General features: G+C 59.1%; 20 protein-coding genes. 6 read left to right on the forward strand and 14 right to left on the reverse strand.

Annotated features, from left to right (window positions below; all coding sequences use genetic code 11):
• Positions 1 to 59 precede the first annotated feature (59 nt).
• From ACFOTD_RS00305 to ACFOTD_RS00315, 3 genes are read right to left on the reverse strand one after another with little or no spacing between them, the layout of a single operon-like run.
• Positions 60 to 500, reverse strand: a complete 441-nt coding sequence (locus ACFOTD_RS00305; protein WP_378114704.1) for a GNAT family N-acetyltransferase — start codon at positions 498 to 500, stop codon at positions 60 to 62.
• Between the two features lie 57 nt (positions 501 to 557).
• Positions 558 to 782, reverse strand: coding sequence for a hypothetical protein (locus tag ACFOTD_RS00310; protein ID WP_378114705.1), 225 nt, complete (start codon positions 780 to 782; stop codon positions 558 to 560).
• A 13-nt stretch (positions 783 to 795) separates the two neighbouring features.
• Positions 796 to 1,638, reverse strand: a complete 843-nt coding sequence (locus tag ACFOTD_RS00315) for a M15 family metallopeptidase (protein ID WP_378114706.1) — start codon at positions 1,636 to 1,638, stop codon at positions 796 to 798.
• Between the two features lie 143 nt (positions 1,639 to 1,781).
• Between ACFOTD_RS00315 and ACFOTD_RS00320 the strand changes: the two genes are divergently transcribed.
• From ACFOTD_RS00320 to ACFOTD_RS00330, 3 genes are all read left to right on the forward strand, one after another.
• Positions 1,782 to 2,600, forward strand: coding sequence for an SDR family oxidoreductase (locus ACFOTD_RS00320; protein WP_378114707.1), 819 nt, complete (start codon positions 1,782 to 1,784; stop codon positions 2,598 to 2,600).
• Between the two features lie 92 nt (positions 2,601 to 2,692).
• The gene (locus ACFOTD_RS00325) at positions 2,693 to 4,441 is read left to right on the forward strand and encodes an alpha-glycosidase (RefSeq protein WP_378114708.1); all 1,749 of its coding nucleotides are present in this window, start codon (positions 2,693 to 2,695) and stop codon (positions 4,439 to 4,441) included.
• A gap of 162 nt (positions 4,442 to 4,603) precedes the next feature.
• Complete coding sequence (locus ACFOTD_RS00330) at positions 4,604 to 5,833, forward strand: sugar phosphate nucleotidyltransferase (RefSeq protein WP_378114709.1); 1,230 nt, start codon at positions 4,604 to 4,606, stop codon at positions 5,831 to 5,833.
• Between the two features lie 73 nt (positions 5,834 to 5,906).
• Here ACFOTD_RS00330 and ACFOTD_RS00335 read toward each other — a convergent pair whose 3' ends face one another.
• Both ACFOTD_RS00335 and ACFOTD_RS00340 read right to left on the reverse strand, forming a co-directional pair.
• Positions 5,907 to 6,896, reverse strand: a complete 990-nt coding sequence (locus tag ACFOTD_RS00335) for an EAL domain-containing protein (protein WP_378114710.1) — start codon at positions 6,894 to 6,896, stop codon at positions 5,907 to 5,909.
• A 157-nt stretch (positions 6,897 to 7,053) separates the two neighbouring features.
• Positions 7,054 to 8,307 (reverse strand): NAD(P)/FAD-dependent oxidoreductase, encoded by a 1,254-nt coding sequence (locus ACFOTD_RS00340; protein ID WP_378114711.1) that lies wholly within the window; start codon positions 8,305 to 8,307, stop codon positions 7,054 to 7,056.
• A gap of 267 nt (positions 8,308 to 8,574) precedes the next feature.
• On the opposite strand from ACFOTD_RS00340, the gene ACFOTD_RS00345 reads away from it, so the two are divergent.
• On the forward strand, positions 8,575 to 9,807 hold the full coding sequence (locus ACFOTD_RS00345) for an MFS transporter (protein WP_378114712.1): 1,233 nt from the start codon (positions 8,575 to 8,577) through the stop codon (positions 9,805 to 9,807).
• A gap of 17 nt (positions 9,808 to 9,824) precedes the next feature.
• Here the strand turns inward: ACFOTD_RS00345 and ACFOTD_RS00350 are convergent, their stop codons facing one another.
• Positions 9,825 to 12,485 (reverse strand): ATP-binding cassette domain-containing protein, encoded by a 2,661-nt coding sequence (locus ACFOTD_RS00350; protein WP_378114713.1) that lies wholly within the window; start codon positions 12,483 to 12,485, stop codon positions 9,825 to 9,827.
• A gap of 99 nt (positions 12,486 to 12,584) precedes the next feature.
• On the opposite strand from ACFOTD_RS00350, the gene ACFOTD_RS00355 reads away from it, so the two are divergent.
• Positions 12,585 to 13,247 (forward strand): biotin transporter BioY, encoded by a 663-nt coding sequence (locus tag ACFOTD_RS00355; protein WP_378114714.1) that lies wholly within the window; start codon positions 12,585 to 12,587, stop codon positions 13,245 to 13,247.
• Positions 13,248 to 13,363: 116 nt separating this feature from the next.
• Here ACFOTD_RS00355 and ACFOTD_RS00360 read toward each other — a convergent pair whose 3' ends face one another.
• Positions 13,364 to 13,765, reverse strand: a complete 402-nt coding sequence (locus tag ACFOTD_RS00360; protein WP_378114715.1) for a hypothetical protein — start codon at positions 13,763 to 13,765, stop codon at positions 13,364 to 13,366.
• A 157-nt stretch (positions 13,766 to 13,922) separates the two neighbouring features.
• Here ACFOTD_RS00360 and ACFOTD_RS00365 point away from each other — a divergent pair, with 157 nt between their 5' ends.
• On the forward strand, positions 13,923 to 14,987 hold the full coding sequence (locus ACFOTD_RS00365) for a hypothetical protein (RefSeq protein ID WP_378114716.1): 1,065 nt from the start codon (positions 13,923 to 13,925) through the stop codon (positions 14,985 to 14,987).
• A gap of 89 nt (positions 14,988 to 15,076) precedes the next feature.
• Here ACFOTD_RS00365 and ACFOTD_RS00370 read toward each other — a convergent pair whose 3' ends face one another.
• The 7 genes from ACFOTD_RS00370 to ACFOTD_RS00400 all read right to left on the reverse strand — a co-directional run bounded on the left by ACFOTD_RS00370 (position 15,077) and on the right by ACFOTD_RS00400 (position 20,992).
• The gene (locus ACFOTD_RS00370; RefSeq protein WP_378114717.1) at positions 15,077 to 15,589 is read right to left on the reverse strand and encodes a YlbF/YmcA family competence regulator; all 513 of its coding nucleotides are present in this window, start codon (positions 15,587 to 15,589) and stop codon (positions 15,077 to 15,079) included.
• 40 nt (positions 15,590 to 15,629) lie between these two features.
• Positions 15,630 to 17,234 (reverse strand): tRNA (N6-isopentenyl adenosine(37)-C2)-methylthiotransferase MiaB, encoded by a 1,605-nt coding sequence (gene miaB / locus ACFOTD_RS00375; protein ID WP_378114718.1) that lies wholly within the window; start codon positions 17,232 to 17,234, stop codon positions 15,630 to 15,632.
• 172 nt (positions 17,235 to 17,406) lie between these two features.
• Positions 17,407 to 17,592 carry a hypothetical protein gene (locus tag ACFOTD_RS00380; RefSeq protein WP_378114719.1) on the reverse strand — a complete coding sequence of 62 codons (186 nt, stop codon included), beginning with the start codon at positions 17,590 to 17,592 and terminating at the stop codon, positions 17,407 to 17,409.
• 100 nt (positions 17,593 to 17,692) lie between these two features.
• Positions 17,693 to 18,559: a tetratricopeptide repeat protein gene (locus ACFOTD_RS00385; protein WP_378114720.1), complete on the reverse strand. Its 867-nt coding sequence runs from the start codon at positions 18,557 to 18,559 to the stop codon at positions 17,693 to 17,695.
• Positions 18,560 to 18,588: 29 nt separating this feature from the next.
• Positions 18,589 to 19,545, reverse strand: a complete 957-nt coding sequence (locus tag ACFOTD_RS00390; protein WP_378114721.1) for an ATP-binding protein — start codon at positions 19,543 to 19,545, stop codon at positions 18,589 to 18,591.
• Positions 19,546 to 19,690: 145 nt separating this feature from the next.
• Positions 19,691 to 20,269 carry a phosphate propanoyltransferase gene (pduL, locus tag ACFOTD_RS00395; RefSeq protein ID WP_378114722.1) on the reverse strand — a complete coding sequence of 193 codons (579 nt, stop codon included), beginning with the start codon at positions 20,267 to 20,269 and terminating at the stop codon, positions 19,691 to 19,693.
• 135 nt (positions 20,270 to 20,404) lie between these two features.
• Positions 20,405 to 20,992 carry an HAD-IA family hydrolase gene (locus ACFOTD_RS00400; RefSeq protein ID WP_378114723.1) on the reverse strand — a complete coding sequence of 196 codons (588 nt, stop codon included), beginning with the start codon at positions 20,990 to 20,992 and terminating at the stop codon, positions 20,405 to 20,407.
• Between the last annotated feature and the right edge of the window lie 158 nt (positions 20,993 to 21,150).

A 21,150-nucleotide genomic window follows, 5' to 3' on the forward strand; every position in this document is an offset into this window, starting at 1 on the left:
GGATCAAATAGCCATCAAATCAAGCAGCGTCCGCATTCAGTAGTCACTCCTCGTCCGGCTTAGTCTTCCTCCTCTTCTTCCGGCGACACGACATAGACGCAGCGGAAACGCTCGGTGCCCGGATATTTCTCCCCCAGGCTATGTACGGCAAATCCGATGCTTCGGTAAAAATTGACGGCTTCTTCGTCGGTCTCCGCCTCGATGCGCTCGGGCTCGGCAGCGCTTAGCAGATGAAGCACCATGCCTCTGCCGTATCCCTTCCCGCGTTCATCCGGGTGGACTGCGATATGACGGATGATCGCAACGCGGTCTTCGTCCGATTCGTATCCGATGATTCCGATGATCTCACCGTTGTCTTCGTAGCCTTGAAGATGAAGACTGGGGTTCTCCTTATATTCGTCCAACACCTTCAGTAGACGGTCCGGATCCGGAAAAACGGACAGCTCGAGCAGCTCGTAGATTGGGCGTTGTTCCAATCGGTCTTTCACGTTAACCAGCATTCGATTCACCTTTTCCTAGTCATTTAATTGCATTAATTATCGTCGTTAAATATACACTTAGTGTCTCCATCTGATATCCGATTTAGAAAATTGGTACACCGTCCAGCCCGCCGAGGCCAGCGCGCACAGAACCGGATTGCCGTGCGCGAAAAAAACGGCAAAGATCAAACAACCCACGGTCGTCGTTTGCGCCAAGCTGCCTACCAAGCGGCCTTCCTTTTCCGAAAAAGCCGCAAGAATCGATAACAGCAGCAGCATTACGATCAAGAAAACCCACAACATCGCGCATCCGCTCCTACTCTACGTCGAAGTTAAAATACGTTTTCGGATAGGGCTCCTTCGCCAGCGTATAATGCCACCATTCCTTACCGTAAGCTTTGAAGCCTCGTTTCTCCATCGCCTTCTTCAGCAGGTTGCGGTTCGCCGTCTGCGCCGAGAGAGCTAGCTTCGCGCCATGCGCCGAAACCGGACCGAGAAAGTCGAAGCTGCCGCCCATGTCGACAAGCTTGCCCGTCTTGACGTTGGCCAGCGACAGATCGACCGTGCTGCCTCTGGAATGCCCCGATTTGCCGGAGAGATAACCGAGCTTGAACAACTTGGCCTTGTCGGCGTCCGGATAGAAGATCGACTTCGTCTTCTGGTCTTTCGGATCCTTCGACCACCGGATGAAGTGATCCACCGCCTTCTGCGGGCGGTAAGTGTCGTAAATAACCAGCTTATAGCCTTTGACGGCGAGATCGTCGGAGACTGCTTTTAGCGCCTTCGAGGCTTGCTGCGTCATGACCGCGTATGGCGCTTTATAACCGTCTACGCGGGCGCCTACGAAATTGTAGTCGCTATAGTACCGAATGTCGTATTCGGCCGAAGGGATAACTTCGTCCAGATAGACGAATCCTTTAGGCAGCTTGTTCTTCTTGGCAGGCGGGCGCTCGTCGGCCCCTGTGACCCGGGCGTCCGATGCCGCGCCCCCGGCAGTCGAAGCGTCTCCTCTATCGGCCGGAGCCGAGATCGTGCCGATCCGTGCGGAGACGGCGACGGCCGTTGCCGCCGACATGCCCAGCGTACCGGCGGCGACCGCGGGGCCGGCGGCGACGGTCAAGGCGACTGCGGCGAGCGGAACGATCCACTTGCTGCGCATAGGCCGGACTCCTCCTTCTCGCGATCGTAACCATCATTATAGCATCATTCCTGCGCGGAAAAAGAGCGAGTTGTTGCAGCCTGCAAAGCGACGGGTATACCTTTTTGAGTAAAACTATCGCGTAAACAAAGGAGCGATCGAACATGGCGAACGCCGCACAATTCGGAGCCGTTAACGGCGATCTTGCAGGAAAGGTAGCGCTGGTCACCGGCGCCGCTTCGGGTATCGGCCTTGCGTCGGCCGTCAGGCTGGCCCTCGACGGCGCGAAGGTAGCGCTTCTCGGTCGAGGCGGCGACGACGAGCTTAAGCAGGCGGTACAAAAGATCGCCGATGCCGGCGGCGCAGCGATCGCCGTCGAAGCCGACATCTCCGTCGAAGCCGAGATGCAAGCCGCCGTACAGCAAGTGCTTGACCAATGGGGAAGGCTCGACATCGTCGTCGCCAATGCGGGCGTCAACGGCGTGTTGCTGCCGATCGAGGACATGGGCATGGACGATTGGAGCACCACGATCGGCATCAACTTGACCGGCACCTTCCTTACGGTCAAACATGCGGTGCCAGCGCTCAAAAAGCAGGGCGGCAGCATTATCATTACAAGCTCCATTAACGGCAATCGCGTGTTTTCAAACTTCGGCTTCAGCGCTTACAGCACGTCCAAGGCGGGCCAAGTCGCCTTTATGCAGATGGCGGCGCTTGAGCTCGCCAAGTACCGCATCCGCGTCAACGCGATTTGTCCGGGCGCGATCGAGACGAACATCGAGGAAAATACGGACCGCCGTCCCGAAGTCGACGAGATCGCCATTCCCGTGGAATTTCCCGAAGGCGACCAACCGCTGCGGCACAAACCAGGCAGCGCCAAGCAGGTCGCCAGCCTCGTCAAGTTCCTCGCTTCCGACGAGTCTTCGCATATTACCGGTACGCCGATTTACATCGACGGTGCCGAATCTCTCATACACGGCTGATTCCGGTTTCCCGGACGCAGATCGCTTTTCGTACATTCAAGCCAAGCCCAGACCGACTGACGCAAACATACCAGCCAAAGAAGGTGCGCGACATGCAGCTCGAGTGCTTCTACCATTCCCCGCGCAGCAACTGGGCTTATTCCTACGATAAGGACACTTTCCATCTGCGACTCCGGACCAAACGGGACGACGTTGACGGCGTCGTCGCCGTAACCGGCGACAAGTACGATTGGGCGCATCATCATCACGATTGCCGCATGGAGAAAATCGCCAGCGACAGCTTGTTCGATTATTGGGAATGCGAAGTCAAACCTGAACGAAAGCGTTTTTCGTACGGCTTTAAGCTGATGTCCGGCGACGATCGGGTATGGATGATCGAATCCGGCATTTTCGGCGAAGAGCCTTCTCCCCCGGGCGGTTATTACGAGATGCCGTTCATTCACGAGATCGATATCTTCACGCCGCCCGAGTGGACCAAGTCCGCCGTTTTCTATCAGATCATGCCCGACCGTTTCGCCAACGGCGACCCAGCCAACGATCCTGAAGGCGTTCTCCCTTGGGGCGGCAAGCCGACGCGGGAGAGCCACTTCGGCGGCGATCTGCAGGGCATCGTCGACCGCATCGATTATTTGACTGAGCTTGGCGTAACCGCCGTTTATTTGACGCCAATCTTCGAATCTCCCAGCAATCATAAATACGATACGATAGATTACCGAAAAATAGACCCGCATTTCGGAGACGTCAAAACGCTTAAGAAGCTGGTCGACGTCGCGCACGGCAAAGGCATCCGCATCGTGCTCGACGCCGTTTTTAATCACACGAGCGTGGACTTCCCGCCGTTCCGGGACATTGTCAAAAACGGCGAAAAATCCAAGTACAAGCACTGGTACCATATTTACGATTATCCCGTCCGGATCGAGGAAGGCAACCCGAACTACGATACGTTCGGCTTTTTCGCGCAAATGCCCAAGCTCAACACGGCCAATCCGGAGGTTAAGAACTATCTGCTCGGCGTCGCCGAATATTGGCTCAAGGAAGTCGGCATCGACGGCTGGCGTCTGGACGTCGCCAACGAGATCGACCATACGTTCTGGCGAGACTTCCGGCGGACGGTCAAGCGGGTCAATCCGGAGGCCTATATTATCGGCGAGGTATGGTCCGACTCGCTTCGCTGGCTTCTTGGCGACCAATTCGATTCGGTCATGAATTATCCGTTCGCCGATCGCGTGAACGCGTTTTTCTCTCCGGGCGAAGCCGATGCCGGCGACTTTGCGAACAAGATCAACCATGTGCTGATGCGTTACCCGCAGCAGACGAACGAGGTCGTCTTCAATATGCTGAGCAGCCACGATACGCCCAGAATATTGACGATGATGGGATCGGACAAGCGCAGGCTCAAGCTGGCGATCGTGTTTTTGCTCACCTTTATCGGGACGCCTTGCATTTTCTACGGAGACGAAATCGGACTCGCCGGCGACGGCGACCCGGATTGCCGCAAATGCATGGAGTGGGACCTCGAACGCCAGGATCGCGAGCTGTTCGACTTTTACCGGTTGTTGATCGATCTGCGCAAATCGAATCAGGCGCTTCGCTCCGGACGCTTCCGCTTCCTCAAGGCCGATACCGGCGACAGCGCCATCGTCTATGAGCGGATCGACGCCGACAAGCATTTTACCGTATGGATGAACAACGCGGACAAAGAGGCGGTCCTCGCTCACCCGATGGTTACGGGCGACTGGATCGACGCGCTGAGCGGCGAACCGGTCAAGCCGGAGGACGGATGGCTGCGCATCGGGCTAGACCCGCTTGGTTACCGCATATTAAGCCGCTCGATCGTCTAATAACAACACGGGGATATCTGCATCTCGCATGCAGGTATCCTTTTTTTCGGACACATTATGTTCACAAATGAAAAAAAAGTTCGAGTTTCAAGTAATATATGCGCTGGTTAATAACTATCTATGATTGATCTGGCAGTCATTTTCAAGGAGGAAGAGCAGAGGATGAGCAAGCAAAACGTTCTAGCCATGCTATTAGCCGGAGGGGAAGGCAAACGGCTGCATCCGCTAACGCAGCAATGGGCCAAACCGGCCGTACCTTTCGGTGGAAAACAACGCATTATCGATTTTCCGATCAGCAACTGCTTAAACTCCTTCATCGATAATATCGGCATCGTCACGCAATATCGAGCCGAATCCATTCACCAATATTTGAGCGAAGCTAAATCATGGAGCGGCGGTCCGCAAGCTCAGCGCGGTCAAACCTTGCTGCCATCCGATCGGATCGGCAGCGAAGGCTACGCTGGAACAGCCGACGCGATCTATCAAAATATAGATTACATCGACAGCCATTCCCCCGAGGACGTCCTTATCCTGTCCGGCGATCATATCTATCAAATGGACTATGCTCCCCTTCTTTCCGCTCACCGCAAGAGCGGCGCGAGCGCGACGATCGTCGTCAAGCACGTCGCTTGGGAAGAAGCGAGCCGATTCGGCATTATGAGCACGGATGAAGAAGACCGTATCTTCGACTTCGCCGAAAAGCCGGCCGCGCCGAAGAGCAATCTCGCTTCGATGGGCGTCTACGTCTTCCGCTGGAGCGACCTGCGCCGTCTCCTGCTGCAGGATGCCGCCAATCCCGCTTCCTCGCACGACTTCGGCAAAGACTTGATTCCGCAAATGCTGCAAGACGGCGAAGCGCTCCACGCTTACAAGTTCGGCGGCTACTGGCGCGATGTCGGCACGATCGGCAGCCTATGGGAAGCCAACATGGATCTGCTCGACGGCGCGGTACATATCGGCACGCCGGAATGGCCGATGAACGCTTCCGCTCTATCGTCGGTCGTGCACTTCTCGTCCGGCGTCCATGCGCAAATCCGCGGTTCGCTCATTCACCAGGGCGTATCGGCCCGCGGGGAGATCGATCGATCGGTCATCTCGATCGGCAGTCAGATCGGCGCGAACAGCCAGGTCCGCGACAGCGTAGTAATGCCGCACGCGAAAATCGGCAAGCACGCGAAGATCAACCGCGCGATCATCGGCGAAGGCGCCGTTATCGAGGATTATGCGGTGGTCGGCGACGGCTCGGATATCGTCGTCATCGCGCCGGGCGAACGCGTCAAGGCGAACGTATTCATGGCGCCGGCATTCGACCGCATCAAGGACATGAAGGATCGCATCGTCGGCGCAGGCAAGCTCGATCAACCGGCCGCGCTGCTGACGATCGCCGAATAATCGCCGCGCTTATATTAAAAAGAAGGCGGGCTCCTACTCCGGAGTCCGCCTTCATCTTGCCTTGGATCCATTCTTAAACGCTGCCTGGCACAATCGGCTCCGGCCTCCCCCATAAAAAACCTTGAAACAGACGGTACCCGAGCGCCTGAAGCCAGCGGTAGTCCGCCTCTTGCTCGATTCCCTCCGCCAGCGGCACGGCGCCGACCTGCAAAGCTGTCCGGAGAAGCTCTTCTGCAATCTCCTGCTTGGCCGGATCGCCGCTCACGCCGTCAGCGGCACCGCGGTCCAGCTTCATATAATGAGGCTTGATCTCGCGGAGCAGCTCCGGCGTACTGAAGCCTTCCCCCACATCGTCCAGCGCGTAACTGAAGCCTTGTTCGGTATAGTATGCCAAGATCGACTTCAGATGCGCCAGATCGTCGACCCGCTCGCTTTCCACCACTTCAAAGACGAACCTCGACGCATCCAACCCCAGCTCCCGCGTCAACGCGGTCGTCGACCGCAAACAATGCTGCGGAGAATAGATCGACGTCGGAATGAAATTAATGAATACGATTCCCTGTAAATAAACGGCGCTCCGTACGGCAGCCATACGGCACATGCGATCGAGCGCATACAGCCGGTTGCGCCGCTTCGCCGCTCCGAACACCTCGGCGGGCGACAGCAGCTTGCCGTCTTCGTCCAGAAATCTCGCCAACACCTCATAGCCGTAAACGCTGCCGTCCCCGCTCACGATCGGCTGGGCGTACGGCACGACGCGTTCCTCCGCGATGACGCCTTCGACCCATTGCTCCCGCAGTTCTTCCGGCAGCGTCGTCAGCGGCTTCCACTCGCCTTCGTTCAGTCGATAGGACATCGCCGCAGGGTTCATATGATCGAGACAAAAATCGTAAAAATCGGCGACCGCGGATTCGCGAATCACAATCGCGTCCGGTTGATTTTGCTTGGGCGCGCCGCGTTCCTCCAGGAACCTGGCGATCTCGCCGGCTACGGCTTCGTTCGCGGGATCGGCGAGCCGGAATTCGTACAAGGGCTCTCCCGCCATGCATTGTCGGCAACTCATCTGCACACTTCCTTCGATGTCGAGCGGGATTAAGGTCCGACGCTATACATTCGCCGCATGCGTCTTTAATCCTACCTTTTAAGCAAAAGTTCCTAAAATAACAAGAAAGACAGCCGACGGCTGCCTTAAAGATCCTATCTTGCGCACGATTTTTAAGCTATGCCCGCGGCACCTGAAGCTCCGCGAACAGCCTCCCTAGCTCGCCATCGATATCCGCTGGTTCGAAGGCGTAATTGTACATGCCCAGAAAGGTGCGCGTCGCCTGTTCGTCCGTGCCGATCAGTCGATAAGCGCCGAGCAGCTCCGGCGGCAGCGGCGCAATGCGAGTCATTTGGCAGCCGATCTCAAAGCGGCTCCTAAGCTTCGCTTGCATGCCTTCCTCGTATTTGGCCGCCATCTCCTCCGATGCTTCAAGCCAGTCCGCGGGCCGGTATGCGGAGAGCGTCCGCGCGAGCAGCCCTGCGCCAAAAACCGCGTCATGCATACCTTGGCCGACCGCCGGATCCTTGAAGGAAAAAGCGTCTCCGACAAGCGCCCAGCCTCTGCCCATGCCCTCGTGCCAATCGTTGTCGTAGCCGAGAAGCGCGCGGATTCGCCCTTCGAACGACGCGTTCCGCAGCCGATCCGGAAATTCCGTCGCGGCAAACCCTTCCTCAGCCAGCGCCCGCAGCCCCTGCTCCGGTTCGGTACGCAGACTCTCGATGCGAGCGGCGTCGGTTAACGGGAACATAAAACCAAGGACGTATTGCGCATCGCTCGTCGGGAAAGCGATGGCGATCTTGTCGCCCTGCTTGTAAAATTCCACGTATCGATCCCCGTCTTGCTCATAGCCGTCTACATAGGCGACATAAGAAGCATAATCGGTCGGCACGACCAGCCGTCTCTCGGCGCCTGCCCACTGCCGTACGGACGATCGGCGACCGTCCGCGCCCACGACGAGCGATGCCGAGAAAGACAGAACCTGCCCCTCTTTCGCAACGCCGGTCACCCCCGTCACTTCGCCGCCCGTGCCGCGAATGAGCGAGGTCGCCCTAAATCCGCTGACCGCCGTAACGCCCGGCTGAGCGCGCGCCAGACGGAATAGGATATCGTCGATATATTTGCGTTTAACGCACAGACAACCGTCGATGCCGTCCACCGCCGGAAAACGTCCGTCGATGATCGATCCCTCGAAGTTAATGTGCGCTCTGTTGTAGAGCGGGGTACCCGTAGCCAGCAATTCGTCCAGTACGCCCATTTCTCTGAATTTGGACAGCGTGTTGGCATACACATTGTGCGTGGATAAAGTGTCGCTCGGAAATTCGGCGCGGTCGAGCAGCAGCGTCCGCAGCCCCAGCCGCGATAGCTCCCAAGCCAGCGAGGTACCCGCGATTCTGGCTCCTACGATGATAACGTCGTATGACGCGTTCATCCAATCCCTCCTCTTCTACCTTGACGGGAAGAGTATAGCGCCGGACCTCGTCACGAAGACAGTTACGGCGGTCACCGGATTCGTCACGTGTTCGAGGAGGTCGTACGAAGCAGATGACTTTTGGCATAGGTCTCGAAATATGAGGCATGGGACGCTCATCGTCCGCAGCGGTCAGAGCTGCTTCGCGAGACGTCGCATTTGCGGTCTTCCCCTCTCCGACCCGCTCGGTTACAGTAGAAGAACCGGTTAAGGAATGGAGGCTTTATTTTGAAAACGCCGTTATCGTCGGAACGCCGCGCCGCAGCGCTGCAGCGCCCGATTGCCGCTCGGGACCATGTCGTGTTCGCGGCCGCGACGCTGCTCTATTGGGCGACCATGTATATTTATGTGCCGATTCTGACTCCGTTTCTCGAGGATCGCGGCCTGCCGCTCGGCACGATCGGCCTGATCGTCGGCAGCTACGGCTTGACGCAGGTGCTCATCCGCTTCCCGCTCGGTCTCTTCTCGGACCGGCTCAGCAAGCGCAAGCCGTTTTTGTTCGCCGGCATGGCTGCAGGACTTGTGAGCTGCGCTTTGTTTTTTTATGTAGGCGGCTGGATCGGGCCGCTGTCCGGGAGGCTTGTCGCCGGCATTTGCGCATCGACCTGGGTACCGTTCACGGTGCTCTACGCCTCGTATTATCCGCCCGCGCAATCCGGCAAGGCGATGAGTACGCTGAGCTTCCTGACGGTCGTCGGACAACTGGCCGGCATGACGCTGAGCGGCTATCTGGCGGGGGCGGGCGGCTGGAACGCCGCGTTCGCGGCCGGCATGATCATTGCCGCAGCAGGCGGCGCGGTCGTCGCTTTCGTCCGCGAACCGAGGTCGGCTTCAACGGCGGATGAAGAATTTATCGGCGGCGAAGAACCCGGCAAAAGGCCGGCATTGACGCTCCTCCGGCATTCTCGGCAGCTGCAGCTCGTTTCTTTGCTGTCGTTACTCGCTCACTGCGTGCTCTTCATTACCATGTTCGGCTTTACGCCGCTGCAAGCCGTTGAATACGGAGCCGGCAAAAACGGACTTACCGGCCTGGTCGTCTCCTTCATGGTCCCGCATGCGCTCGTCTCTCTTTGGACCGGCCGCTATATTGCCCCTCGCTTCGGCACACGGCGCGTATTGATCTGCGGCTTCTTGCTGGCTGCCCTCTGCACGGGGCTCATCCCGTTCAGCGGCAACTATGTCGGCCTGCTCGCCACGCAGGCGGTCAACGGCATCGCGCAGGGGCTGTACTTGCCGCTGCTGCTCGGCCTCGCGATCAAGGACATCCGGCCTGCCGAGCGCGCCACGGCTATGGGGTTCTATCAATCCGTATACGCCATCGGCATGTTCGCCGGTCCTTATCTGGCCGGGTGGCTGAATGCCGGCGGCGGGCTGAAGGCGGGCTTCGCCTTCGGCGCCGCGATCGCCGTCATCGCCGCCGTTGTCGCGCGACTTGGAATAAAGGCGGAACGCGCCGCTTAAGTTGTCGCGCAATGGACCTAATAGAGCCTGCCTTGCATCGTCAAAGCGAGACAGGCAAGCGCGACCAAGATCAGCAGCACGCCGTCCCGGGCATGCCAGCGCAAACGCTCGGCCTCGCTCGGCGCGTCCCGCCGGCCGACCCCGCGGCTCTCGAGCGCCAGCGTCACGGTCTCTCCCATCCGGAACAAAGAGAGCATAAACGGCACGGCCGTGCTGCGAAGCCTGCGCAGCATCGCCGCGGGCGAACGCCCCGTGTCCTTGCCTCTGGCGACAGCGATGCGTGCGAAGCGGTCCCACTCCGAGAGCAGCTGCGGCACGAATCGCAGAAGCAGCGTCACCGTCAGGACAAGACGCTGCGCCCGTCTCCCTGCGCCGCCCCTACGCGGCAAAACCTGCGCGAGCGCGCGGCGCAGACGGAGCGGCGGGATGGCTGCCGGCAGGGCAATGCCGATCGCGAGCACGAGCCAGGTTTTCGCAAACGAACGAAAAGTAGCGACGCTGTCCGCGGCATGCCACCAATCGCCGCTCTCGCCGCTGCTTCCCGTCAAACCGGACAGCGCCGTCGACGCGACCGTGAACAACGCAATCGCGGCGAGCGGACCTTTGTATTCGCGCAGCGGCAGCCGGGCGAGCCCCGCGATCGCCGCCGTCAGCACGGCGGACGCCGCCAGTCCTTCCCATCCCCGCGCTGCGAACATGGACAGCGACAATGCCACATATCCGAGCCATATCGCTCTCGGATCGAATCCGGACAGCCGGTTGCGCTTGGCCCCGGATATGGAACGCCTTCTTGCGTTTTGTCTAGGTCGGACATCGGCTTCACGCCCGCCCGCCCCATTTTCTTCCTGATCCCTCCGCCCGTCAGTTACATACAGTTCATCACTCAGTTCGTCACCGTCATCTAGCTCCATTGACAGTCGAAACGCCGCAATGTCCGTCGCCTTCCAGATTCGCTCTTCCGCCAGTCCAAGCCGCCATGCATCGCGGGCGGCTCTATACGATTCCGGGCAGCGAAGTCCGGCTTCCTCCCACCATTCGGGATGTTCCAGCAACGCGCGCCGGCTGCAGCGCCGTATCTCGCCGTCAGCCCCGAGCAGCAGCAGCTCGTCCGCAAGCGGCAGCGACCAATCGGGATCGTGGGAGACGAGCAAAACGCCGCGTCCGCTCCGACGCTCTTCGATCAGGCTTTGCGCCAGCTTTTCGCAGCCGAGCGAATCGAGGCCCGCGGTCGGCTCGTCCAGCAGCAGCCAGGACGCCGGCGCCGCCAGCGCGCTAGCGAGCGCCGCCCTTCGCCGCTCTCCGCCGCTCATGGCATACGGATCCCGCGCTAGCCAGGAATCTCCCCATCCGACGGACTGCAGCGCATGTTCCATTCGCGCCCGCCGCGTCGCCGCATCCGGCCTGTAGGGCCGAACCACATAATCGAACTCCTCCTCGACCGATCGGGCAAACAGCTGCTCCTCCGGGGATTGACTCGCATAACTGTATGCCAGCAATCGTTGCCGGCGAGCGGGCGAACCGCTGGCTGCGTTCTTTATATGTCCCGAGGCGAGAAACTCGGCTCGCGTCTCCGCGTTCTTCTGAAGCCCTGCCGCAATCTCGAGCAGCCGCGTCTTGCCCGAACCGTTCGGGCCGAGAAGAACGACGATACGCCCCGGCTCGAGGGTTAGCGAGTTTATCGCGGACAGGGACGCGTCGGCGCCGCTGCGCAGTTGAAGTCCCTCTAGACGCAGCAGGGAAGTTTCGCAAGACGTTTTCCTTTTCAAAGCGGCTTGGTCGGGCGTTACGGCGCCTGCTTTCGTTGCCCTTTCGGTTTCGCGAGAATGCCAGGCCATCCCAGCGTTGCCCCTCTCCCGGCGTCGCAGCGTCATTTCATGCTCCAACTCGGCGGCGTAAGGAAGCCTGAGACCGGCCAGCAGGCAGGGCGGAGTGATCGCGGCTCCAGCTTCTGACGCATCTCCGTACAAAAATCCGCGCACGCTGCCGTCGTAAACCAGTCTGCCTCCAGCAATTGCGAGGACGCGTCGCTCCGGATCCGCTTCGAGCTCTTCGATTCGCTGCGTAATCCAGACGATCGCTGCCCCTTCGCGCTGCCTCTTCAGCGCAAGCCGCCGCACGAGCGACTGCGAATGCCCGTCGAGCATCGAGGTCGCCTCGTCAAAAACGAGCAACGGCGCGTGTCCCGCCGCCGCGGCAGCGACGGCTGCCAGCTGCCTTTGTCCCCCGGACAGCGCGCTCCACGGCAGATCCGCCGCTTCCTTCAGCCCGGCTTCGGACAGCGCCTCATCCGCCAGCCGCAAAATATCGGGGCCACTGGCGCCGAGCCACTCCAGCGCAAATACGATCTCCTCGCGCGGGGTCGTCCCGAATAGCTGCGCATCGGGCTGCTGCATTACGTAAGGCGCCGGCTCTTGCCCTGCGAAGCCGCGTTCCCAATGCTGGGCGCGAATCTCGCCGTGAACGCCGAGTCCTGCGACAACTTTGCCCAAGGTCGATTTTCCGCTGCCGTTCGTTCCGACGACATAGACCCATTCGCCTGGCGACAGCGTCATATCGACCCGATCGATCAGCGCCGGCGCATCCTCCGCGGCGCCCTCCCTATAGGCCGACATTCCCGCTATAACAAACTGCGATTCGGCCGACGGCCGTTCCGGGCGCGAATCTACCGTTGCCGTCATTTTTAAATTCCTTCTTCCCAAAGCGGTTGTCTCATGCTAGAATTCCATTTGTTAACCACACATTCGATTTCAGGTTAACATTTGAGAGGAGAATTGACAATGACTGATCCCAATCGAACTTCTTCCGCTTCTGGCGGCGGCGCCGACCGAACTGCAATCGTGACCATCGTGCAACAAAACGCTACAGCCGCCTGGATCGGAAAAACCGTATTCACTGCCCTCTTCGCCGCTTTATTCATCGCTTTTAGCTATGTATCGATACCGCTCGGCTTCACGAGCGTCCCGATCACGCTTCAGACGCTAGCCGTCATGCTCGCCGGCGGTCTGCTCGGGGCGCGCCTCGGCTTTGCCAGCATCGCGCTCGTCGTACTGCTCGCCGCCGCGGGATTGCCGCTGCTTCATGGTCAGGGCGGGTTGTCGATCGTATTCGGACCAACCGGCGGCTTCATCTGGATGTTTCCGTTTCAAGCGCTGCTCATCGGAATAACGGCTGACCGGCTGTTCCGGACAGGCCGCAAGGCAACGCGACCTACATACATTCTTCTGATCGTTTCGCTCGTCCTGTTCGGCGTTGCGCTCTCATACGTAGGCGGTGTGCCCTGGTATGCGCACAAGGCGCATCTCTCGTTGCACGCGGCGCTGATCGGCGCCTGCTATCCGTATATTCCCGGCGATCTCGTCAAAGCCGCCGCCGCCGTCATCATCATCGCCGCGCTGCGTCCTGCGCTCTCCGGCACGTTGAAACGTCTGTCCGGTCGGTAATAAATGACCTACCCTCTTTACTGCTAGCTTCCTAATTCCCTCACATCAAAGATCGCCCCCTCCTTCAGGCCCGAAGCCTTGGGACGGGGCGATCTTTACATATTGCGAACGCTATGCTAGATCACCGTCAATCCGCCGTATTTTGCCAGCTCCTCGATTAATCGCTTGTAAATCGGAAGCCTGAATTCCATCGGCCCCGTGCGATGAATGCCTCCGCGATGATGCACGACGACTTCCTTTGCATACAATGCGTAATAGGCGCTCCCCGCTGCGATCGAGCCGTAGGCGATCTCCCCGCTGGCTGTGCGGGCCGCTCTTATCGCCTTGCGGTCTAGACGGACGCTCTCGCAGGGAACGACGCTCACGATATGCTCGAACAGGATGTAGTAGTTCATGTGCGGCTTTTGCACGACCAGCTCCCGCGTCGACAAGGTCAGCCCGAAGGGACCTTTTTTATGCGAAATTTTAAGTTCTCCGGTCAAGCCTTTGATTTGCAGAAAATCCGAGATCGGAATCACCTTCTTCCCTGGAAATGTAGTCCGGGCCACTTGACCGGCAGGCCCGATCAGGCGTTAGACAAAGGTACAGGCAGCGGTCGGCGCGTCGGCATATGCTAAAGACATGCGGCTGCCGCGCGGCAGCAAAGTCCTGCAATCGGGAGCGTGAAACGGTACGATGATCAGCAGCATACTGGACCTTATCGTCAGCGATCTGCCGGAACGAACGGTCCATATGACGTCCGGCTGTGCGTACGGCGAAGAGAACGCCTTAACGGAGATCGGAGACGGTACCGAGGTCACGCTTGTAAACGGAAATTATTCCGGAAAAGCGGTCGTTCGCTTGCGCAGCGGGGGAGAATGCTTCCATGGCAGCTTCGAGCTCGGCGCTCCCTTGGCGAGACAACTCCGGTTGACCGGCAACAAACGCTTTAAGCTCGTTTACGATCCGGACCGCAAGACGCTTAAAATCGGCTCGTCGCCGATATCGGCGGCATCCGCCTCGATCGGGAGCGATACGAAAGTCGGCTCCGGCCGGTTGTCGATCGGATACGCGCTGCTCAGTCAGCTCGGCTTGCCCGACGATAGCAGGGACCATACGCTGACGATCAGGCACGGCGGCGCAGTCCGGCGCCTAGCCGTTCGCTCTCCCGCCAATCTGTTTGAAGGCGGCTTTAGTCTGCACCCCGATTCGGTTCGCGCGCTTAAGCTTCGGTCAGGCAAGGCTTATAGGCTTAGCTACGATCAGCGGGCCAAAGAGCTTGTCGTTATACCGGCAGGCGGGGCAGCCGGCAAAGCGGTACAAGGTAAAAACGAAGCCAACCGCTCCGGCGGCACGAACCCTTCCAGCGGTACGAACCGTTCCAGCGGGTCAAATCGATCCAGCGAAAAAAATCGTTCCACCGATTCAAATCGTTCCAGCGGCATAAACCGCTCGGGCGGCGGCTCCGTTTCCAACCCGCCCGCATCCGCTAAGGACCGCGCGAAGGGCGACGCCGACCGCCGCGACCGCAGGCCCGCCGCGCCGCAGCGTACGCGCGCACGGACGAGGCGGCCAGCGGCGGCCGGCACGCCTCGCGACGACCGCCGGCCGACGGCCGGCGCTTCGAAGCCGTCCCGTCCGGAAAAAAGCCCGAATCCGGCCCCCGTCTTCCACACACCCAAGGGCAGCGGCTCCGGCAAGCAAGCGGCAGCCGGTCGAGCCTTCCCGTCCAAGCCGTATATGCCAAAGGGCCGCGCATAATGCCGCGGCCCTTCTTGCCGTGAGCCGAGAAATCCTGCGGGGCAGGCTCGCGCTACGTGAATCCTCTTGCCGATCGTACAGTCGTGCGGTCAGTCGATGCAAGTCTCCGGCTCTTCGGCCTGAGGCGTCGCCGCTTCGACGTCGAGCTTCTCCGCGACCGTGTCGCGAATGATGCTGACGATGGATTGCAGCATATAGTTGACGTCGGTCTGGCTTTGCTGGAACTGCTGGACGACCGGCATGCCGTCGAGCTCGTCTTGAAGCACCGCGATCTCGCCTTCGATCTTCTCGACCATCGTCGGATTTTTGAACGTCTTCTGGAACGCGACGAGCTCTTTTTGCTTCTTTTTAATCTGGGAGATCAGGACCTGCACTTTATCATGGCGCTGAATGAGCCGCTCCGCGTTCTGGTACGTCTGCACCTCGTCGGCCGTCGTGATCAGCTGCGCCAGCTCCTTGGCCCGCGCGAGGATGTCGTCCCGCAAGATGAGCTCCCGGTTGTCGAACTCGGGAATGATATAGCCTTCGGGCTGTCCGAGATCGGGTACGCCGTGGCTGCAGCCGTCGTGGCCGTGATCGTGATCGTGCGAATGCTGAGACATGTATTGGGTTCCTCCCGAATGTGATCTACCTTTTGCTAGTTTAAACGCCGCCGGCCGTTTGAGGCAATTCGCGCTCCGGTTCGGCGAGGCCGATCGCTTCGGCCCGGATAAACCAGGTCTGCGGCTGCGTAACGCGCACATGGGCGAATTGTCCGATCCACGACTTGGGTCCCTCGAAGTGAATCAGCTTATTGCCGCGCGTACGGCCGGACAGCACGTTCGCGTTGTTTTTGCTCTCGCCTTCGACGAGTACCTCGACGACCTGGCCGTCCAGCTCCAGGTTGCTGGCCAGACTCATCTCGGCAATCACCTCGTTAAGCCTCGCGAGTCTGCGCTGCTTCGCCTCGTAAGGCACATTGTCCTCCATCTCGGCGGCCGGCGTGCCGGCGCGCGGCGAATAGATGAACGTGTAGGCCATCGAGATGCCCGCTTCGCGAACGACTTCAATCGTCTCCTCGAACTGCGCTTCGGTCTCGCCGGGGAAGCCGACGATGATATCGCTAGATAACACGGCGTTCGGCATGGCGGCACGGATGCGTCCGACCAGAGACAGAAACTGCTCGCGCGTATACTTGCGGCTCATGCGCTTGAGCACTTCGCTGCTGCCCGATTGGAAAGGCAGGTGAATGTGCTCCACCAGATTGCCGCCCTTGGCGAGCACCTCGATCAGATGGTCGTCGAAGTCCCGGGGATGGCTCGTCGTGAACCGTACGCGCGGGATGTCGATCTTGCGGATATCGTCCATCAGGTCGCCGAACCGGTAGTTCCGGTCCGCGAAGTCCTTGCCGTAGGCGTTGACGTTCTGCCCGAGCAATGTGATCTCCTTGAAGCCTTGACGGGCGAGATCGCGCACTTCCGCGATGACGTCCTCCGGTAGCCGGCTGCGCTCCTTGCCGCGCGTATACGGAACGATGCAATACGTGCAAAACTTGTCGCAGCCGTACATGATGTTCACCCATGCACGGAGGCCCTCCCGCTTCTTCGGCAGATTCTCGATGATGTCTCCTTCTTTGGACCAGACCTCGACGACCATCTCCTTGCCGTAATACGCTTCCTTCAGCAGCTCGGGCAGACGATGAATGTTGTGCGTGCCGAAAATGAGATCGACATGCGGATGCTTTTCCAGAATACGGTTGACGACCGACACTTCCTGGGACATGCAACCGCATACGCCGAGCACCAGCTCGGGCTTCTCGAGCTTTAGCCGCTTCAGATGGCCCAGCTCGCCGAACACTTTATCCTCCGCATTTTCACGGACCGCGCAAGTATTGATCAGGATGACGTCCGCCTGCTGCTTGTCTTCGGTGGCAGTATAGCCCATCTCCTCGAACAAGCCGCGCATAATCTCCGTGTCATGCTCGTTCATCTGACAGCCGTAAGTGAAGATGCAATAATACCGGCCCGCGCCGAACGTCTTCATGTCCTCGCCGATGCCCGTATCGTAGTGGACCCGGATCTCTTCCTTGCCGCGCTTCTTGCCTTCGCGAAGATCGGGCGGCGAAGAGATCGCCACGTTGCGTCCATTAATGCGATATGTCGTCTTTCCGTCCTCTTGGGCGATGACCTTCGCGCCCGAGAAGTCGAAGTATTTGGCATAATCTTTAGCCTGACCGGCGGCTTGCCGTCCTTGGCCTTCCTTCGTCATGCGAAGAGATACCTCCTGTCGTCCGCCCTCATAGCGATGGGACCATTCGATTCTCCATTATAGCATAGCAAAGAATGGGGCCCAAGCCTATTTCCTCCCGTAAAAAACGCGCATGGCCGCCGTTCGCGCGAAAAACCCGGCAGCGCTGGCTGCCGGGTCGCGGTACGCACATCTATTTGCGCAAATTGCGCGTGTCTATCATACGATTCTGCCTGTCGGGGTGACTGTTAGTGCCGACCGGACGCTGCTCCTTGACCGCATCGAAGTTCGACTTCGCCCTGTCCGCGTGAGCCTGCCACTGCTTGCCTTCCTCTTGTACGTCGATACCTTGCCTGTCCAACCTGCCGTTGTTCGTCATGCGAATCCACCTCCGGGTTGAATAAGGACAAGGAATATTTACCCGAGAAAGCGCAATCTTAAGCAGGCGGATACTCGTTCTTCTTGCAAGCGCGGGACCTTTATCTGCGTCGCCAGCCGAATACGCGCACATGGACGAGCGCCTTCGTTCCCAATTTAGATATGGCGTACAATACGATTAAAAGAAGGACCAAAGGTCTGAACAATATCCACGCTGCGATCCAGGCGACCCAAATTTGCCAAGGTTTCATTCTGCGGATGTATTTGCCGGGCACCGTAAAGATCCGGAACATCGGATGGGCAAGCTGCAGCGCCTCCAGGTATTCGTCCTGGAACTGCTTTTCGTCCGGATTGAGCCGGACCGCGCTTTTCATGTACGTCTCGTCAAGCTTGAAGTCTCCGCGCGTGCGGGCGGCCCAGGCCAGGTGGAGCAAAACATGCGGCGTCTCGGCGTCGATACGGATTGCCTGGGCGTCTATTCTCGCGGATTCCTCAAAATGGCCGAGCAGCGCCTCGACGTAGCTGAGCAGGGCGAGATACACGGCATTGTGAGGTTGAATCTCCAACGCGCGCAGCAGCTCCGATTTGGCGAGCGGGAACTGGCCTTTTTTGTTGTAATAATTGGCGTTCAAGTAATAATAGAAGGACTCGTAGGGATCGAGCCGCAGCGCTTCGGTCAGCGCCTCTTGAAACGCCTGGAGCTGGCCGCTCTCATAGTAGGCGGTTACGCGCACGAACCAGGCCAGCAGGTGCTCCGGATCGCGGCGCAGCGCCTCCGTGGACCAATGCAGCCCTTCGGTATGCCGGTCCATAAGCACATAAATGCGCCCGGCAAGCGCCATCGCGTCCGCGTCCTCCGGATCGAGCGCCAGCAGCCGCTGCGTCTCCTCCAGCGCTTCCTTATAGCGATTCCATTCAATCAGTTGTTCAGCCGTCTGATAGGACGACTGCCAAGCTGCATCTTCCAAGCTTGCCGCCTCCCGCCTGCCGCACCCGCTTATTTAATGCCGTGCTTTTTCGCGTAGTCGAGCACGATCCGGTAATCCCCGTTGGCGTCGCTGAACGTTGCGTAGTTTTTGGCCGTCGAAAACCACTCCAGCGTCGTCGCCTTGCGCGTCTTGGCCGATCGCCGCAAGTCGTCATTGGTGATCGGCTCTATTTTCCCAGAACCGAGCATGCGCTCCATGGCCGTCTCGACCGCGTCCTTGACGACCTGCTCGAGATCCGCGCCCGAGAAAAGCTTCGTCTCCGCCGCGATTTTCGCCAGCTGCAGTCCCTCCGCCGGCTTGCCGGACATTTTGAGCTCGAGTATGCGCTCCCGTTCGGCTTCCTCGGGCGGCGGCACGAATACGAGATGGTTGAACCGTTCCGGACGCCGCAGCGCCGAGTCGAGATACCAAGGGGTATTCGTCGCGCCGATGACGAACACATTTTCATTTTCCGCCTGCAAGCCGTCCAGCTCGAGGAGCAGCTGGTTGACCAGCATGCGGTCGTGATGCTGCCTCATCTGATGCCGGCTGCCGCCCATGGCGTCGAGTTCGTCGATGAAGATGACGCAAGGCTTGCTCTGCCTGGCTTTGTCGAAGATATCGTGCAAATTGTGCTCGCTCTGTCCTGCATACATGGACAAGATGGCCTGCAACTCGATATGCATGAAGTTCGCGTCGATCTCGCCCGCGACGGCTCTCGCGAGGAAGGTCTTGCCGCATCCCGGCGGGCCGAACAGCAGCAGGCTCCCGCCCGCTTCCTTGCCGTAAGCCGCGAATAGCTCGGGCTGCTGCAGCGGTAATATGAAGTTCATGCGGATTTTCTTTTTGACCTCTTCCAGACCGCCGACGTCGGCGAACGTTTCCTTCGGCTTATCCGATTCGACGAGCGACTGGTCGTCCTTGCTGAATTGAATGAGTTTCAGGTTTTTCCTTCTTTGCTGCGCAATCTCGTCCCGGTCGGACATCTCGTTACCACCTCGGCTTCTATGATAAGGAATATACACAGTTTACCATATCTATGAAAAGTCCAAAGCGCCGATTGTGCATGGAAACGATAAAGAAAAAGCGCGTCCTCCGCTTGTTTAGCGGAAAACGCGCCATTTGTGCTTGCTATTCGAGCAGCTCGGCAAAATCGCCCGTAGCGGCGCCGGAAGCGTTGCCTTCGTCGGTGTCGATGTGCATGTCCAGCGCGAACGACGGCGAGACGCGCGCGATGACGTTCTCGAACACCAGTCCGCGGTCTCCGCCGACCCGCACCTTGAGCAGCTGCTTGTCCGAGACGCCCAGACGCTCCGCGTCCGACGTATGGAAGTGGATGTGACGGGCTGCGACGATGACGCCTTCGTCCACCGTTACTTCGCCGGCCGGACCGACGATCCGGATGCCCGGCGTCCCGTCGATGTGGCCGGATTCGCGCACCGGCGGCTTCAACCCGAGCGAGAAGGCGTCCGTGCGCGATACTTCCAGCTGCGTGGCCTTGCGGACGGGTCCGAGGATGCGGACCTTGGGAAAGGAGCCCTTCGGACCGTGCACCGCTACCGTCTCGTTGGCCGCAAACTGTCCGGGCTGCGACAATGGCTTCATTTCGGTGAGCTCGGCGCCTTCGCCGAACAAGATCCGAACGTGTTCCTGCGTCAAATGAATGTGTCTGGCAGACACGCCAACCGGTATTTTTCTGTCTTCGTTCATCGTCAAGACCTGCCTTTCGCGAGCGATGCGTATGCTTAACATGTACACGAACCCATTATATCGCAAACAGCGGCCGAGCAAGGAGGTTGCCGCCATAAGTTCACGAGCCGTCCACGCGGACGTCAACGATCTGCCTTATTCTCCCTTCAGCCAAGCTTCCGCATGCGCGATCCAGGCGCCGTCCTCGGCCGCCAGCAGCGTCTTCCAACCGAGCGCGGCGCCTTGAGGCAGATTGTCTTCCGTATCGTCGACGTATAAAATGTCCGCGAAGCCCGAGAGGCGCGCATTCATGCGGTCATATATTTCCGGCTCCGGCTTGCGGCAGCCGACCTCGGCCGAGACGAGCACATGGTCTAATAATGGCCGTAGCGGTTCGATCACCGGAGAGATCCATTCGGTCCGGTGATTGCTGAGGATGTTCAGACTGGCCCGTTCGCGCCATCCGGATAGAAGTTCGAGCGCGGGCAGCGGACGAATCTCCGAGACGAGCCTCGATCTGGCGTCAGCCGGACTTATTCGGGGAAAGCGCTCGTTCAAGCGTTCCCAAAATGCCGACTCCGCAATTGCGCCCGTCCATAAGACGGCCCTTACGTCTCTGCGAAATTGCATTAGCGCCGCATACGGCACGTTATAGTCGCTAGAAAGAGATTCCCAGAATTGCGGTGTATAGTTCGTCGCAAGCACGCCGCCGACGTCGAGCACGAACGCTTTCTTTTTTGTCATATTTTTTGTTCCTTCCCCTACGATGTCTACGAAAGTATAACATTCGTTGCGGGTACAGGTCTGCTTTCGCTTTGCGGCGCATTTGGAACCAGAAATCGAAGTGTGAAAAACCGCCAGGGGGAAATCACCCTGACGGTCCGTTTAAGCTTTTGCGGACA

Origin of the sequence: Cohnella sp. GCM10012308, from assembly GCF_042649185.1 — a bacterium.
GTDB lineage: Bacteria > Bacillota > Bacilli > Paenibacillales > Paenibacillaceae > Cohnella.